The 15,431-nt window shown below is 70.6% G+C and carries 16 protein-coding genes; all 16 read left to right on the top strand.

From position 1 onward, the window contains the following. Positions 1–13: 13 nt before the first annotated feature. The 16 genes from H4696_RS24040 (at position 14) to H4696_RS23965 (ending at position 15,360) form a co-directional block, all read left to right on the top strand. The gene (locus tag H4696_RS24040; RefSeq protein WP_225955790.1) at positions 14–1,204 is read left to right on the top strand and encodes an ROK family protein; all 1,191 of its coding nucleotides are present in this window, start codon (positions 14–16) and stop codon (positions 1,202–1,204) included. 18 nt (positions 1,205–1,222) lie between these two features. Next, entirely contained in the window at positions 1,223–2,491 is a 1,269-nt protein-coding gene (locus H4696_RS24035; RefSeq protein WP_086859494.1) for an ABC transporter substrate-binding protein, read from the top strand. After that, a complete protein-coding gene (locus tag H4696_RS24030) occupies positions 2,488–3,441 on the top strand; it encodes a carbohydrate ABC transporter permease (RefSeq protein WP_086859492.1) in 954 nt (317 codons plus the stop codon). The genes H4696_RS24035 and H4696_RS24030 overlap by 4 nt, the downstream gene beginning before the upstream one ends. After that, positions 3,441–4,280: a carbohydrate ABC transporter permease gene (locus H4696_RS24025; RefSeq protein ID WP_086859490.1), complete on the top strand. Its 840-nt coding sequence runs from the start codon at positions 3,441–3,443 to the stop codon at positions 4,278–4,280. Before H4696_RS24030 ends, H4696_RS24025 begins: the two co-directional genes overlap by 1 nt. Before the next feature lie 22 nt (positions 4,281–4,302). Continuing rightward, positions 4,303–5,610 (top strand): glycoside hydrolase family 27 protein, encoded by a 1,308-nt coding sequence (locus H4696_RS24020; protein ID WP_249026980.1) that lies wholly within the window; start codon positions 4,303–4,305, stop codon positions 5,608–5,610. Positions 5,611–5,776: 166 nt separating this feature from the next. After that, positions 5,777–6,586 (top strand): CoA transferase subunit A, encoded by an 810-nt coding sequence (locus H4696_RS24015; RefSeq protein ID WP_086859488.1) that lies wholly within the window; start codon positions 5,777–5,779, stop codon positions 6,584–6,586. After that, a complete protein-coding gene (locus H4696_RS24010; protein WP_192782506.1) occupies positions 6,583–7,341 on the top strand; it encodes a CoA-transferase subunit beta in 759 nt (252 codons plus the stop codon). The genes H4696_RS24015 and H4696_RS24010 overlap by 4 nt, the downstream gene beginning before the upstream one ends. After that, positions 7,338–8,519: a thiolase family protein gene (locus H4696_RS24005; protein ID WP_086863164.1), complete on the top strand. Its 1,182-nt coding sequence runs from the start codon at positions 7,338–7,340 to the stop codon at positions 8,517–8,519. Before H4696_RS24010 ends, H4696_RS24005 begins: the two co-directional genes overlap by 4 nt. A 13-nt stretch (positions 8,520–8,532) precedes the next feature. After that, the gene (pcaH, locus tag H4696_RS24000) at positions 8,533–9,270 is read left to right on the top strand and encodes a protocatechuate 3,4-dioxygenase subunit beta (RefSeq protein WP_086863165.1); all 738 of its coding nucleotides are present in this window, start codon (positions 8,533–8,535) and stop codon (positions 9,268–9,270) included. After that, positions 9,267–9,821: a protocatechuate 3,4-dioxygenase subunit alpha gene (gene pcaG / locus H4696_RS23995; protein ID WP_086863166.1), complete on the top strand. Its 555-nt coding sequence runs from the start codon at positions 9,267–9,269 to the stop codon at positions 9,819–9,821. Before pcaH ends, pcaG begins: the two co-directional genes overlap by 4 nt. Further along, positions 9,818–10,612 carry a 3-oxoadipate enol-lactonase gene (pcaD, locus tag H4696_RS23990; RefSeq protein ID WP_086863167.1) on the top strand — a complete coding sequence of 265 codons (795 nt, stop codon included), beginning with the start codon at positions 9,818–9,820 and terminating at the stop codon, positions 10,610–10,612. Before pcaG ends, pcaD begins: the two co-directional genes overlap by 4 nt. Further along, positions 10,609–11,010 (top strand): 4-carboxymuconolactone decarboxylase, encoded by a 402-nt coding sequence (gene pcaC / locus H4696_RS23985; RefSeq protein ID WP_086863168.1) that lies wholly within the window; start codon positions 10,609–10,611, stop codon positions 11,008–11,010. The genes pcaD and pcaC overlap by 4 nt, the downstream gene beginning before the upstream one ends. 10 nt (positions 11,011–11,020) lie before the next feature. Further along, positions 11,021–11,851 (top strand): IclR family transcriptional regulator domain-containing protein, encoded by an 831-nt coding sequence (locus H4696_RS23980; protein WP_086863169.1) that lies wholly within the window; start codon positions 11,021–11,023, stop codon positions 11,849–11,851. Next, positions 11,844–12,452 (top strand): nucleotidyltransferase family protein, encoded by a 609-nt coding sequence (locus tag H4696_RS23975; protein ID WP_192782505.1) that lies wholly within the window; start codon positions 11,844–11,846, stop codon positions 12,450–12,452. Before H4696_RS23980 ends, H4696_RS23975 begins: the two co-directional genes overlap by 8 nt. Before the next feature lie 239 nt (positions 12,453–12,691). Then, positions 12,692–13,561: an AAA family ATPase gene (locus H4696_RS23970; protein ID WP_192782504.1), complete on the top strand. Its 870-nt coding sequence runs from the start codon at positions 12,692–12,694 to the stop codon at positions 13,559–13,561. 32 nt (positions 13,562–13,593) lie between these two features. Continuing rightward, entirely contained in the window at positions 13,594–15,360 is a 1,767-nt protein-coding gene (locus tag H4696_RS23965) for a hypothetical protein (protein WP_086865516.1), read from the top strand. Positions 15,361–15,431: the final 71 nt, after the last annotated feature.

The following is a 15,431-nucleotide window of genomic DNA, read 5'->3' as shown; positions in this document are numbered from 1 at the left end:
TACCCTTCCGGCCATGCCTCGCAGTGCACCGGCAAGGGCGCCGATCACCAGTCCCGCGGCAGCGACCGTGTTCACCACGGTCCTGACCGAAGGGCCGGTCTCCCGCGTCGACGTCGCCCGGCGCACCGGTCTGTCGTCGGCCGCGGTCACGAAGGCGGCCCGGCCGTTCATCGAAGCCGGTTACCTCGAAGAACTCGCTTCCGAAGGCCGCACGACGCCCGGCGCCGGCCGTCCCGCGAACCCCCTCGCGATCCGCCCGGACCGGGAGTACTTCGTCGGCGTCAAGATCACCGGCGACGACCTCATCGGCGTCGTCACGGACCTGCGCGCCGACGTCCGGGCCAGCGCCCACCACGCGCTGACCAGTCACGACGTCGACCACGTCGTGCGCGCGCTGGCCGATCTGGTCGGTGAGCTGCTGGCCGGGCCGACCCCGGACGGCACCAGCAACCTCCGCGACCGCGCCTACTGCGTCGGCGTCGCGGTGTCCGGTGACGTCGACCGCGCGTCCGGCGTCGTCCGGTACTCGCCGTTCCTCGGCTGGCGGGACGTCCCCTTGGCCGCGCTGCTGGAAGACGCGACCGGGCTGACCGCGACGCTGGAGAACGACGTCAAGGCGCTCGCCGTGGCCGAGCAGTGGTTCGGCGAAGGCGTCGGCGCGTCGTCGTTCGCGCTGGTCACGGTGGGGACCGGGATTGGCAGCGCGCTCGTCGTGAACGGCGACCTGGTCCGCGGCGCGCACGGCGTCGCGGGCGAGATCGGGCACGTCCCGGTCGCCGACGGCGGCCCGTCCTGCCACTGCGGCGGCCAGGGCTGCGTCGAGGCGATCGCGTCCACCGAAGCGATCCTCGTCCGCGCCCGCGCGGTCTCCGGAGAACCCGCGCTGACCATGGAAGACGCCGTGACGCGCGCTCGTCGCGGCGACGAACCGCTGCGCGAGGTGTTCGCCGCGGCCGGGCACGCGATCGGGCTCGGCCTGGCCGCGCTGGTCAACCTGTTCGGCCCCGAGCGGGTCGTCGTCTCGGGTGAAGGCGTCGCCACCTACGACCTGTTCGAAGACCAGATCCGCCGGACCTTCGCGGTCCAGGCGTTCGGCAGCGCCGCCCGCTGCGGCCTGGTGATCCGGCCGCTGCCGTTCGAGGAGTGGGCGCGGGGCGCGGCCGCCGTCGCCATCCAAAGTCTTTTCGTCGCCGAGAGCGTCTAAGGAGTCCCTGTGAGCCCCATGAACCGGAGAAGCTTCCTGGTCGGTTCCGTCCTCTTCGCCGGTGGCGCCGCCCTCGCGGGCTGCACCTCGGATCCGTTGAACAAGAACGCGGGCGCCGCTTCCGGCGCGAAAGTGACGCTGCAGCAGTGGTACCACGCGTACGGCGAATCCGGGACGCAGCAGGCCGTCCAGCGCTACGCGCAGGAGTTCACCAAGGCCAACCCGGACATCGCGATCAACGTCAGCTGGATCGCGGGCGACTACGAGACCAAGCTGAACTCGGCGATGCTCACCGCGCAGGCGCCGGACCTGTTCGAGCTGGGCGACTTCCGGTACCAGAACGTCAAGAACGGCCTGCTCGCGCCGCTTGACGACGTTGTCGGCCCGGTCAAGGCCGACTTCAGCCCGGCCGCGCTGGACACCGTGACCGTCGACGGGAAGATCTACGGCGTCAAGATGATCGACGACGTCATGATGCTGTACTACCGCAAGAGCGCGCTGCAGGCCGCGGGCGTACAGCCGCCGCAGACGTTCGCGGAGCTGCTCGAAGCGACGCGGAAGCTCAACACCGGCAAGCAGAAGGGCCTGTACGTCGGCACCGACGGCGTCGGCGAAGCGGCGACGCTCCTGCTCTGGTCGTCCGGCGGGGACTTCTTCGACTCCAGCGGCAAGAAGGTCGCGTTCGCGTCGCCCGAGGCGATCGCCGCGATCGGCGGGCTCAAGCAGCTCCACGACACCGGCGGCCTGCTCCAGGGCTATCCGACGGACTGGTCCGACCCGGGCGCGTTCGCGAACGGCGCCACCGCGATGCAGTGGGGTGGCCTGTGGTCGCTGCCGGACATCAAGAAGGCACTGGGTGACGACTTCGGGGTCGTCGCGTGGCCGAAGTTCGGCGACGCCGGCAAGCAGGTCGCCCGCGTCGGCGGCTGGTACCAGCTGGCCAACGCGAAGTCCGCCAACTTGGAGGCCGTCAAGAAGTTCATCGACTGGCTGTGGGTCAAGAACGCCGATCTGCAGAAGGACTGGTGCGTCAAGTACGGCTTCCACATCCCGGCCCGCAAGGAGGTCGCCGCGCAGACCACCGAGTTCTCCAGCGGTCCGGCGAAGGACGCCGTGACGATCTCGCAGCAGAACGGCAAGTCGTACTCGGGGCTGTGGAACAAGGCGTCGGCGACGCTGTTCCTGCAGGCCGCGACGAAGATCGCGAACGGGCAGGCCGACCCGGCCGCCGAACTCGCCGACGCGGCGAAGAAGGCGCAGGCCGAAGTCGACAAGCAGCTGGCATGACGGCCCTGTTGGAGGCTCCGACGGTGCAGGCGCCGGCGAAAAGGCGTCGACGGCGTCGCGACTGGCGGGCGATCGGCGCGTTCGCCGTGCTGACCGGGCCCGTGGTGATCGGGCTGGGGCTGTTCAAGTACGTCGCGATCGCGTGGAGCTTCCTGCTCAGCTTCAACGACGCCCGCGGCACCATCACCATCGGGAACTGGATCGGCTTCGACAACTACGCGTTCCTGCTGGGCGACGACGCTTTCCTGACGTCGTTGTCGACGATCGCGATCTTCACTGTCTTCATCGTGCCGATCACCTTCGTGGCTTCGCTCGGCCTCGCGGTGCTGATCAACAGCATCAAGCGCGGCAAGGCGTTCTTCCGGACGGTGTTCCTCATCCCGGCGGCGGTGTCGTACGTCGTCGCGGCGCTGGTGTGGAAGATGGCGCTGTTCAACGGGCTTCCGTCCGGCGTCGCGAACGTCGTCGGCGGGCTGTTCGGCGCCGACCCGGTGCCGTGGCTGTCCACGACGAGCCCGCCGGTGTACTGGGTCGCGGTCGTGACGCTGCGGCTGTGGCTGCAGGTCGGGCTGTACATGATCCTGTTCCTGGCCGGGCTGCAGGCGATCTCGCCGTCGCTGTACGAAGCCGGGGAACTCGACGGCACGACGAAGTGGCAGGCGTTCCGGTACATCACGCTGCCGCAGCTGCGGAACACGTCGGTGGCGGTGCTGCTGCTCATTCTCATCGCGGCGTTCCAGGCGTTCGACGAGTTCTACAACCTGTTCGGCACCGGGCTTTCCGGCACCGCGACCGCGCCGGTGAAACCGCCGCTGGTCTACCTGTACGACTCCGCGCTCGGCGACCAGAACTACGGCGTCGGCTCGGCGGGCGCGTTCCTGCTCACCGTGATCATCGTCGTGATCACCCTGCTGCAGGGCCGGTTCGTCGGCTTCGGGAAGAAGGACTGATGGCCGTCCTCGCCGCTCCTCGCGTCAGGAAAGCGCCGAAGTACGTCCTGGCGTCGGTGCTGTCGCTGATCTTCCTGCTGCCGTTCTACATCATGGTGCGCAACGCGCTGATGACGCGGCAGCAGGTCAGCTCGCCGGACTGGTCGTGGCTGCCGGACCCGCTGTCGTGGGTCAACTTCGGCGACCTGTTCGCCGACGCGTCGGTGCCGATGGCGCACGCGCTCTGGAACTCGTTCCTGGTCGCGGTCGTCACGGCTCCGGTCGGCACGCTGTTCGGCTCGATGGCCGGGTACGCGCTGGCCCGGATCAACGTGCCCGGTCGCCGTGCGGTCTTCACGTACGTGCTGGTCACGCTGATGATCCCGCAGTCGGTGACGTTCGTGCCGACGTTCGTCGTCGTCGGCTCGATGGGCGGGGTCAACACCGAGTGGGGGATCATCGCGCCGAACCTGTTCAGCGCGTTCACCGTGATCCTGTTCCGCAACTTCTACCTGCGGTTCCCCGCCGAAATCGAAGAAGCGGGCCGGCTCGACGGGCTCGGCTACCTCGGCGTCTACCGGCGCCTGGTCCTGCCGAACTCGGGGAGCATGATCGCGTCGCTCGGCGCGCTGATGTTCATCGAAAGCTGGAACGCGTTCCTGTGGCCGCTGGTGATCGGGCAGGACCCGTCGTCGTGGACCGCGCAGATCGCGCTCTCGACGTTCCTGACCGCGCAGTCGGTCAACCTGCCGGCGCTGTTCGCCGGCGCGCTCGTCACCATCGCGCCGCTGGTCGCGATGTTCCTGGTCGCCCAGCGGTTCATCGTCAGCGGGATCGCGGCGAGCGGGCTCAAGGAGTAGGTCCCCTACCGAGGAGTGTTCAGTGAAGCGCCTCCTTTCCGTTTTCCTCGCCGTGCTCGGGCTTTTCTCCCTGGTCGTTCCTCCGGCCGACGCGCGGACGCCGTTCGTCCGGCCGTTCATGGGCTGGAGCAGCTGGAGCCTGGAGTCGTCGACCCGCGCGGGTTACGGCACTTCGTGGCTGAACGAGTCGCACGTCCGCGACGCGGCTTCGGCGATGGCTTCGAAGCTCAAGTCCGCGGGCTACACCTACGTCAACATCGACTCGGGCTGGAACGCTGATTCGTCGTGGGTGTTCCACACCGACGGCAACGGCATCCCGACGCCCGATCCGGGGCGGTTTCCTTCCGGGATTCCCGCTTTGGCCTCTTACGTGCATTCGCTCGGACTGAAGCTGGGCTTGTACGCCGTGACCGGGCTCGAGAAGGAGGTCTACGACAAGAACGCGCCCATCCTCGGGACGTCGTGCCACGCGCAGGACATCGCGTACCGGCCGCTGACGCCGTCGAACGGCTGGGGTGGCAACTGGAAGGTCGACTTCACCAACCCGTGCGCGCAGAAGTACTACGACTCGATCGTGGCCCGCTTCGCGTCCTGGGGCGTCGACTTCGTCAAGGTCGACGGGACGACCGCGGACAACGTCCCGGACATCAAGGCGTGGTCGGCGGCGATCGACCACTCGCGGCGGCCGATGTGGCTGACGGCGAGCGCGTGGCCGGTCCCGCGGTCCATCGGCTCTTCGCTGGCGCCCTACGCCAACGGCGTGCGCGTCGACACCGACGTCGAGTGCTACTGCGAGACGGTGTCCACCTGGGACAGCTCGGTCAAGGCGCGGTGGGCGGACCTGCCGGGCTGGCTGGGTGTGTTCGGGCCGCAGTACCGGCCGGACCTGGACTCGATGCCGATCAGCAACAACACGGGGTCCGGCATCCAGGACGGGATCTCCGACGTCGAGCGGCAAAGCGTGATGACGTTCTGGTCGATGGCGTCGTCGCCGCTGTACGTCGGGGGAGACATCTACTTCCTGGATGCCTCCGCCGTGTCGATCCTGACGAACCCCGAGGTCATCGCGGTCGACCACGCCGGCTCGTACCCGGTCCGGGTCACCGGCGGGGACCTGCAGGTGTGGAAGAAGAAGGCGCCGGACGGCACCTGGTACGCGGCGGTCTACAACCTGGGGTCCGCTCCGGCGGACATCACGGTGGACCTCGGCGTTCCCGGGGCGCGGCCGGTGCGTGACCTGGCCGCGCGTCAGGACCTCGGGCGGTTCCGCGGCTCGTGGACGGCTTCTTCGGTGCCCCCGCACGGCTCCCGGCTGGTCCGGATCGGCTGAGCTTTCTCCCTCGAAGGGGACTTTTCCCGCGCGAACGGCGGAAAAAGTCCCCTTCGTCGTGCGTGCGTCATCCATTGGGCGGAAGACGTCTGGTCCGGCGCCCGCCGAGCGTGCTATGTTCGGTTGCAGAACGAGTGTGCGTGATGCGAACAGTTTGGAGCACGTGATGGCGGAGCTGCTGTCGCTCGATGAGGCCGTGGCCCGGCTGGTGCACGACGGGGACACCGTCGCGCTCGAGGGCTTCACGCACCTCATCCCCGTCGCGGCCGGGCAGGAGATCATCCGGCAGCGCAAGCGTGACCTCACGCTGGTGCGGATGACCCCGGACATCGTCTACGACCAGCTGATCGGCGCGGGCTGCGCCCGCAAGCTGATCTTCTCGTGGGGCGGCAACCCCGGCGTGGGCTCGCTGCACCGCTTCCGCGACGCCGTCCAGCACGACTGGCCGGTGCCGCTGGAGATCGAGGAGCACAGCCACGCCGGCATGGCGAACCGGTACGTCGCCGGCGCGTCCGGCCTGCCGTTCGCGGTGCTGCGCGGCTACACGGGCACCGATCTGCCGTCGCAGACCGACACGATCAAGCCGATCACGTGCCCGTTCACCGGCGAGCAGCTGACCGCGGTCCCGGCGCTGAACCCGGACGTCACGATCGTCCACGCCCAGCGCGCCGACCGGGCCGGCAACGTCCAGATGTGGGGCATCACGGGCGTCCAGAAGGAGGCGGTACTGGCGGCGAAGCGTTCGATCGTGACGGTCGAAGAGATCGTGGACGAACTGGAGCCTCGCCCCGGCGCGGTGGTCCTCCCGTCCTGGGCGGTCACGGCGGTGGCCGAGGTCCCCGGCGGCGCGAAACCGTCCTACGCGGCGGGCTATTACGAGCGCGACAACGCCGCGTACCAGGCGTGGGACGCGGTGGGCCGCGATCGCGAGGAGTTCACGAAGTGGCTGAACGAGCTGACCGGGGTGAAGGCATGAGCACCGAGTACACCGCGGACGAGATGATGAGCGTCGCGGCGGCCCGCGCGCTCGCCGGCGGCAAGTCCTGCTTCGTCGGCATCGGCCTCCCGAGCAAGGCGGCCAACCTGGCCCGCCGCACGCACGCACCGGACCTCAACCTCATCTACGAATCGGGCTGCCTCGGCGCGAAGCCGTCCCGCCTGCCCCTCTCGATCGGCGACGGCGAGCTGGCCGACACCGCCGACGCCGTGGTGAGCGTCCCCGAGGTGTTCAACTACTGGCTCCAGCCGGGCCGCATCGACGTCGGCTTCCTCGGCGCCGCCCAGCTCGACAAGTTCGGCAACATCAACACCACGGTCATCGGCTCCGACTACCACGACCCGAAGGTCCGCCTCCCGGGCGCGGGCGGCGCCCCGGAGATCGCCGCCTCCTGCGGCGAGGTGTTCATCGTCCTGCGCCAGAACCCGCGCGCGTTCGTGGAGAAGGTCGATTTCGTGACCTCGTTCGGCCACGGAACGGGCAAGGGCGACCGCGAGCGCCTCGGCCTCCCCGGCCGGGGCCCCACCCTGGTGGTCACCGACCTCGGCCTGTTGCGCCCCGACCCGGAGACCGCCGAGCTCACCCTCACCGAGCTGCACCCAGGCGTGGAGCTGGACCGCGTGGTGGCGGCGACGGGGTGGAAACTCAAGGTCGCGGAGGACCTGAAGACCACCCCCGCCCCGACCGACCAGGAGCTGCAGGTGCTCCGAGACCTGGAGAAGGCGAGCGCATGACCGACGTCTACATCCTCGACGCGATCCGCACACCGTTCGGCCGCTACGGCGGCGCACTGGCCGGCGTCCGCCCGGACGACCTGGCCGCCGGGGTCCTCAAAGCCCTTCAGGCCCGTAACGACCTTGACCCGTCCACAGTGGACGAAGTCACCCTCGGCGACGCGAACGGCGCGGGCGAGGACAACCGCAACGTCGCCCGCATGGCCGCGCTCCTCGCCGGCTGGCCCACGACCGTCCCTGGCAGCACCGTCAACCGCCTCTGCGGCTCGGGCCTCGACGCGGCGATCCAGGCCAGCCGCGCGATCCAGGTCGGCGACGCCTCCCTCGTCGTCGCCGGCGGCGTCGAGTCGATGACCCGCTCCCCGCTGGTCATGCCGAAGCCCGAGAAGGCGTTCCCGGCCGGCAACCAGACCCTCTACAACACCGCGCTCGGCTGGCGCATGGTCAACCCGGCGATGCCGTCGCAGTGGACGGTGTCCCTCGGCGAGTCCACCGAGCAGCTCGCCGAGCGCTACGGCATCGGCCGCGACGAGCAGGACGCCTTCGCCGCCCGCAGCCACGTCAACGCCGCCAAGGCCTGGGACGAAGGCTTCTACGACGACCTCGTCGTCCCGGTCGAAGGCGTCGAGCTGGCCCGCGACGAAGGCATCCGCCCGGACTCCAGCCCCGAGAAGCTCGCCAAGCTGAAGCCGGTCTTCCGCAAGGAAAACGGCACCGTCACGGCGGGCAACGCCTCCCCGCTCAACGACGGCGCCTCGGCCCTCCTGCTCGGCGACGAGGCCACCGCGAACCGCCTGAACAAAGCACCGCTGGCCCGCATCGCCGGCCGGGGCGCGGCGGGCGTCGACCCGGACGTCTTCGGCATCGGCCCGGTCCGCGCGGCCGAGATCGCGCTCGAGCGCGCCGGCATCGGCTGGGACGACCTGGCCGCGGTCGAGCTCAACGAGGCCTTCGCCGCCCAGTCGCTGGCCTGCCTGCGCGACTGGAAGGACCTCGACCCGGAGATCGTGAACACCCACGGCGGCGCGATCGCCATCGGCCACCCGCTCGGCGCGTCGGGCGGCCGCATCCTCGGCACCCTGGCCCACGACCTGCACCGCCGCGGCGGGGGCTGGGGCCTGGCCGCCATCTGCATCGGCGTCGGCCAGGGCCTGGCCGTCGTCCTCGAAGGCCGGTAGAAGGAGAAGAGACGTGGCCACTCCGACCGAACTCAGACTGCCGCGCTACGGGCAGGACCCCGAAGGCACCCACCCACCACTCGGCTTCACCGGCTACCGCTCCACGGCCCTGCGGCACCCCAAGCAGGACCTGGTGCTGCTCCCGCAGATGCTGACCGAGGTCACCGGCCCGCTGCTCGGCCCGGGCCGGCTCAACGAGCTCGACAACGACCTCACCCGCCAGCACGAGGGCGAACCGCAGGGCCAGCGGATCATCGTCACCGGCCGGCTCCTCGACGGCGACGGCCGTCCGGTGCGCGACTCGCTCATCGAGATCTGGCAGGCGAACGCGGGTGGCCGCTACCGGCACACCGGCGACCGCTGGCCGTCCCCGCTCGACCCGAACTTCGACGGCGTCGGGCGCACCCTGACCGACAGCGACGGCCGCTACACCTTCACCACCATCAAGCCCGGCGCGTACCCGTGGAAGAACCACGACAACGCCTGGCGCCCCGCGCACATCCACTTCTCGGTGTTCGGCTCGGCGTTCACCCAGCGGCTGGTCACCCAGATGTACTTCCCGGACGACCCGCTGTTCTTCCAGGACCCGATCTTCAACTCCATCCCGGACGAAAAGGCCCGGCAGCGGATGGTCTCGCGCTACGACCACGAGATCACCCAGTCCGAATGGGCGCTCGGGTTCCAGTTCGACATCGTGCTGCGCGGGCGCGACGCGTCGGTGTTCGAAGAGGAAGAGGACGAGGACGAATGACCAGGCTGCTCCCCACCCCCTCGCAGACGGTCGGTCCCTACCTGTCGATCGGGCTGCCCTGGCCGGACGGCCCGTACGTCGTGCCCGAGGGAACGCCCGGCGCGTTCTGGATCCGCGGCACCGTCCGCGACGGCAACGGCGACCCGGTCCCGGACGCGATGATCGAGACCTGGCAGGCCGACCCGGAGGGCGGCTTCTGCCACCCGGACGACCCGCGCGGCGCGACGAACGGCGAGTTCCGCGGCTTCGGCCGCTGCCCGACGGAAACCGATGGCACGTACGGGATCCTGACGCTGCTGCCCGGCGTGGTGCCCGGAGAGCACGGCACCACGCAGGCCCGCCACATCGACGTGTCGGTGTTCGCGCGCGGCCTGCTCAACCGGGTCGTCACGCGGATCTACTTCGAGGACCAGGCCAACTCCGCGGACCCGGTGCTGGCGACCGTCCCGGCGGAGCGGCGCGGCACCCTGATCGCGGCCAAGACCGACGACGGCTACCGCTTCGACGTGCGCTTGCAGGGCGACGGCGAGACGGTGTTCTTCGCGGTATGAACGGAGGTGGCAGCGTGAGCGCCGTGCAGGTGCACCGGGTCGTGGAAGGCCCGGAGGACGGGCCGGTGGTGGTGTTCGGCGGGTCGCTCGGCAGCGACCTCCGGATGTGGGAGCCGCAGGTGGTGCCGCTGCTCGAACGCGGCTTCCGGGTGGTCCGCTACGACACCAGGGGCCACGGCGCCTCGCCGGTGCCGCCGGGCCCGTACGAACTCGGCGACCTGGGCGCCGACGTCCTCGCGCTGCTCGACGACCTCGAAGTCGAGCGGGCGCACCTGGTGGGGCTTTCGCTCGGGGCGATGGTCGGCATGTGGCTCGGCGTCCACGCGCCCGGCCGGGTGGCGAGCCTGGTGCTGTGCTGCACCTCCGCGAAGCTCGGCCCGCCGGAGATGTGGGCGGAGCGGGCCGCCAAGGTCCGCGCCGAAGGCACCGCCGCGGTCGCGGCGGCGGGCGTCGCCCGCTGGCTCACCCCGGGCTACGCCGAGCGGCACCCGGACCGCGCCGCGTACCTGCGGTCGATGATCGCCGGGGTCCCGGCCGAGGGCTACGCGGCCTGCTGCGGCGTGATCGAGCGGATGGACCAGCTCGACGCGCTGCCGAAGATCACCGCGCCGACACTGGTGATCGCGGGCGCGGACGACCCGGCGACCCCGCCGGAGGAGCACGCGCGCCCGATCGCCGACGGCATCCCGGGCGCGCGGCTGGAGGTGGTCGCGGACGCGGCGCACCTGGGCAGCTACGAACGGCCGGACGAGTTCACCCGGCTGATCCTCGACCACTTGGAGCGAGCGTGACGGACCGCCACGAACAGGGCATGAAGGTGCGGCGCGAGGTGCTCGGCGACGAGCACGTCGACCGCGCGGTCGCGGGCACGACGGACTTCAGCCGCCCGTTCCAGGACTACATCACCGAGGGCGCGTGGGGTTCGGTGTGGGCCCGCGACGGCCTCGACCGCCGGACGCGCAGCTGCGTGACGCTGGCGGCGCTGACGGCGTTGCAGGCGCACAACGAGCTGGCGATGCACGTCCGCGCGGCGGTCCGCAACGGCCTGACGGCGGCGGAGATCAGCGAGGTCCTGCTGCACACGGCCGTCTACGCGGGCGCACCGGCGGCGAACGCGGCGTTCGCCATCGCGCAGCGCACCCTCGCCGAGCTCGGCGAGCCGGGCGCCCGGCCGTCCGACGCCGGATAGGGTGCCGGTCATGGACGCGGGGAGGCCCATCGAAGCCGAGCTGGACAGCGAGCCGGCGCACCGTGGTGCCCACCACGTGCAGTCGCTGGAGCGCGGCCTGGCCGTGATCAAGGCCTTCCACGCGGGCGCGGCGGAGCTGACCCTGAGCGACGTCGCCCGCTCGACCGGCCTCACCCGCGCCGCGGCGCGCAGGTTCCTGCTGACCTTGACCGACCTCGGCTACGTCCGCACCGACGGCAAGTACTTCTCCCTGACGGCCCGCGTGCTGGAGCTGGGGTACGCGTACCTGTCGAGCATGACGCTGCCCGAAGTGGCGCAGCCGCACCTCGAGAGCCTGTCCGCGACGGTCCACGAGTCGAGCTCGGTCTCGGTGCTCGAGGGAACGGACATCGTCTACGTGGCGCGGGTGGCGGTGTCGCGGATCATGACGGTCAGCATCAACGTGGGCACCCGCTTCCCGGCGTACGCGACCTCGATGGGCCACGTCCTGCTGGCCGGGCTCAGCAAGGCGGAGCTGGAGGCGTACTTCCTGGTGGCGAGCCTCGACCGCCTGACCGACCACACGGTCACCTCGCCCGACCCCCTGCGCAGCGAGCTGGCGAAGGTCGCCGACCAGGGCTGGGCGATGGTCGACCAGGAGCTGGAGGAAGGCCTCCGCTCGGTGGCGGCCCCGATCCGCGACCGCAAGGGCCGCACGGTGGCGGCGGTCAACCTGTCCACCCACGCCAGCCGCACGACGGCGGAGTCGGTGCGGGAGAACCTGGTCCCCCCGCTGCTGGAGACGGCCCGCGCGATCGAAGCGGACCTGGCGATCGGAGCCCCGGGCCGGGCCCATGGCTGACCACCCACCCGCCACCGGCCCCCAAGTCGCCGGCCTCCTGCTGGCAGCGGGCGCGGGCCGCCGCTTCGGCGGCCCGAAAGCCCTGGCCGAACTCGACGGCGAGCCCCTGGTCCGCCGAGCCCTGCGCACCCTGACGGCAGCCGGCTGCACCCCGATCCGAGTAGTACTGGGCGCGGCGGCCGACCAGGTCCGCCCCCTCCTGCCGGACCCCGAGGCGGCGGTGTTCGCCGAGGACTGGCAAACCGGCATGGGTGCCTCTCTCCGCGCGGGCCTGACCGCACTGACCGAAAGCGACGGCCCGGTGGCCGCGCTGGTCCACCTGGTCGACCTCCCGTGGGTGGGCCCCGAGATCCTCGCGAGGGTCATGGCGGAGGCAACCCCGCGAACGATCGCCCGCGCGGCCTACGACGGAACCCCAGGCCACCCAGTCCTCCTGGGCCGCCACTGGTGGCCGGAGATCGTTCAATCCGCCCGCGGCGACCGAGGCGCCCGCGACTGGCTGGCCACCCGCGAGGACCTGAACCTGATCGAGTGCGCCGACCTCGGCAGCGGCCGCGACGTGGACCGCCCCGCCGACCTCCCGAGCCCACCGCCCCACTGACCCTCAAGCCCGCAGCCGCCCAGCCGCACACGCGTCGGCCCGTATAACGCAAGTCGCGCCCGCCTCGGACAGCTGTGGCCGCGACCTGGCCGTCCCGGTCCTGGCGGACCGGTCGCTCGTCACACCTCGCCCGGTCCACCACAGTCGAGCCGTCCGCGAACCCGACCCCGGGTCATCCATCCGTGCCCACCCCCTCGCACACCCCGCACCCCTCCCTCCCGCCGCCTACGATCGACAGCGTGACCGACTTGCTCGCTTCTCCTGAAGAACTTGCCGTCGCGCTCGACGGGACCGGTTACCTCGCCGATGACGGGCTGGCCACCGCCGGGTTCCTCGCCCTCAAGATGGGGCGGCCGCTCTTCTGCGAAGGCGAACCCGGCACCGGCAAGACCTCGCTCGCCCTCGCGCTCGCCGCCGCGCTCGGGCGGCCGCTCGTGCGCCTCCAGTGCCACGAGGGCATCGACGCCGCCCAGGCGCTCTACGAGTGGGACTTCCCCCGCCAGCTCCTGCACCTCCGCGCGCTCGAAGCCGCCGGCACGCTCGATGTCGAGGCCGCCGAGCGGTCGCTCTACACCGAACGGTTCCTGCTCGCCCGGCCGCTCCTGCAGGCCCTCAAGGCGCCGTGCGTGCTGCTCGTCGACGAGATCGACCGCGCCGACGACGAGTTCGAAGCCTTCCTGCTCCAGCTCCTCGACGAGAACGCCGTCACCATTCCCGAGTACGGCGAGGTCCGCGCCGAGCAGCCGCCGCTCGTGGTGCTCACCTCCAACCGGACGCGGGAGGTGCACGACGCGCTCAAGCGCCGGTGCCTCTACCACTGGCTGGAACACCCGGACCTGGTTCGGGAGGTCATGATCCTGCGTCGTAGGATCCCTCGAATAGGTGAAGTTTTGGCTCGGCAGATCGCTGAAGCGGTGCATCGACTCCGCGAGATGGATCTGCTTAAGCCACCCGGAGTAGCTGAGTCACTCGATTGGGCGAGAGCCTTGATGACTCTTGAGCGCGACGAGCTGGACGCGGCCACCGCGGCGCGGACGCTCGGGGCCGTCCTGAAGTACAGCGAAGACCTCGACCGGGTACGGGCGAAACTCGACGCCCTGTTCGCCTGACCCGAGGGCCCGAGACGGGGGAGATCCTGCGGATGAGCGTGGCGGAGACGACCGAAACGAGACCGCCGGCGGACACAGCGCCGGACCGGCCCGAGCCGGTCGGGACTACCACAGGGACGAGCACCTGGCGGGGCAAGCTCGCCGCCGTGTTCGCGGTGCTCGGGGGGACCGCGCTGATCGCCGTGCACGCCTCCTTCTACGGGCACTGGCTGATCGACGACGCCGCCATCACCTTCGCCTACTCGCGCAACGTCGCCGACGGCTTCGGGCCGGTCCTGCAGCCGGGCGCCTCGCCGGTCGAGGGGTACTCCAACCCGACCTGGATGGTGCTGCTCGCCCTCGGCAAGCTCGTCGGCCTCTTCGACCACGGGACGCTGTTCGGGGTCAACGACCAGATCCTCTTCCCGAAGGCGCTCGCGCTGGCGTGCTGCCTGGGCGTGCTCGTCCTGTTCTACTTCGGCGCCAAGACGCTCACCCGCCGCCCGGCGCTGGTCACCTTCCTGACCGGGGCCGTGCTCGCCGCGATCCCGTCGTTCGTGATCTGGTGCTTCTCCGGGCTGGAGAACTCCTTCTACGCGCTGACCGTCGCCGCGCTCGCGGTGCTGATCCTGCGCGCGGTCCAAGGCGGCCGGCTCCTCGACACTCAGGTCGCGGTCGGCACCGGGCTGATCGCCATGCTCGCCGCGCTGACCCGGCCGGACGGCGTCATCTACGCCGGCGCTTACCCGATCGTCGTGCTGCTCTTCCTGAAGCGGGAGCTGCTCGGCCGCAGCGTCCGCGCGGTGGTCGTGTCCGTCGCCGGGTTCGCCGTGCCGTACGGCGCTTACGTCGTCTTCCGCTGGTTCGAGTTCGGCCGGCTGGTGCCCAACACCGCCGTCGCGAAGGGGCAGGAGCCGCCGACCCTCGACGACCTCGCGCGGCCCGGTGAGATCGTCTCCTACGTCGGCTGGCTGGTCGTCGCGATCGCCGTCGCGTGCCTGGTGATGCTGATGATCCGGCCGTCGAAGCTGCGCACCGGCCTGATCGCGCTGCTGGCGCCGTTCGGGCTGACCGTCGTCGCCTACATCGTCCTCGAGTACGACTGGATGGGGCAGCTGCGCTTCGCCACCCCGGTCTGGACGCTCGGCGCGTTCGGCGCCGCGGTCGTGGTCGTCGAGGCGCTGTCCGCGGCCCGGCTGCGCGGCCGGATCGTGCTCGCCTGCCTGCTGGTCGTGGCCGCGGTCAGCTCGGTGAGCGGGTTCTACACCCAGGGCACGACCTACCGCGCCAACGTCAAGACCGCGTTCTGCATCGTCGCCGAGCGCGACGCCCAGGCCGTCAACGGCTTCGCGGACATCCTCAAGCTGCCGGACACCGCCCAGGTCGGGCTGATCGACCTCGGCGGGACGTCGCTGGGCAGCCGCATCCGGGTGCTCGACCTGGCCGGCCTCGGCGACAAGCCGATCGCCGACTACCTGCACCGCGCGGACATGCAGGGGCTGCGGGACTACGTCTTCACGCAGGCCAAGCCGGAACTGATCACGTTCATCGGCTCGTGGATCACGACGCTGCAGTTCGACAAGGACCCGCGGTTCGACCAGGACTACGTGACGATCTTCGTCAACAACCCGATCGGGAACATGACCGTCGACTCGCGCAACTGGGTCAGCTACCACGTCCGGCGCGACCTGGTCGACCCGGCGAAGCTCGCGGAACTGCAGGCCTACGCGCAGAAGACGCTGCCGCCGATCCTGGAGCTGAACAAGACCGCCGGCCTGCGCGGCTGCGCCAACATCCAGCCCGGCATGAAGGTTTCCTGACACGGAGCCCAAAACGCCCGCTCGGTCCACAAAGGACCGGGCGGGCGTTTTTAATTGCGTTGCCCCGCCCG

Origin of the sequence: Amycolatopsis lexingtonensis (assembly GCF_014873755.1) — a bacterium.
Classification (GTDB): domain Bacteria; phylum Actinomycetota; class Actinomycetes; order Mycobacteriales; family Pseudonocardiaceae; genus Amycolatopsis; species Amycolatopsis lexingtonensis.
The sequence above is the reverse complement of the archived record's forward strand: the minus strand, read 5'-3'. Positions and strand labels throughout refer to the sequence as shown.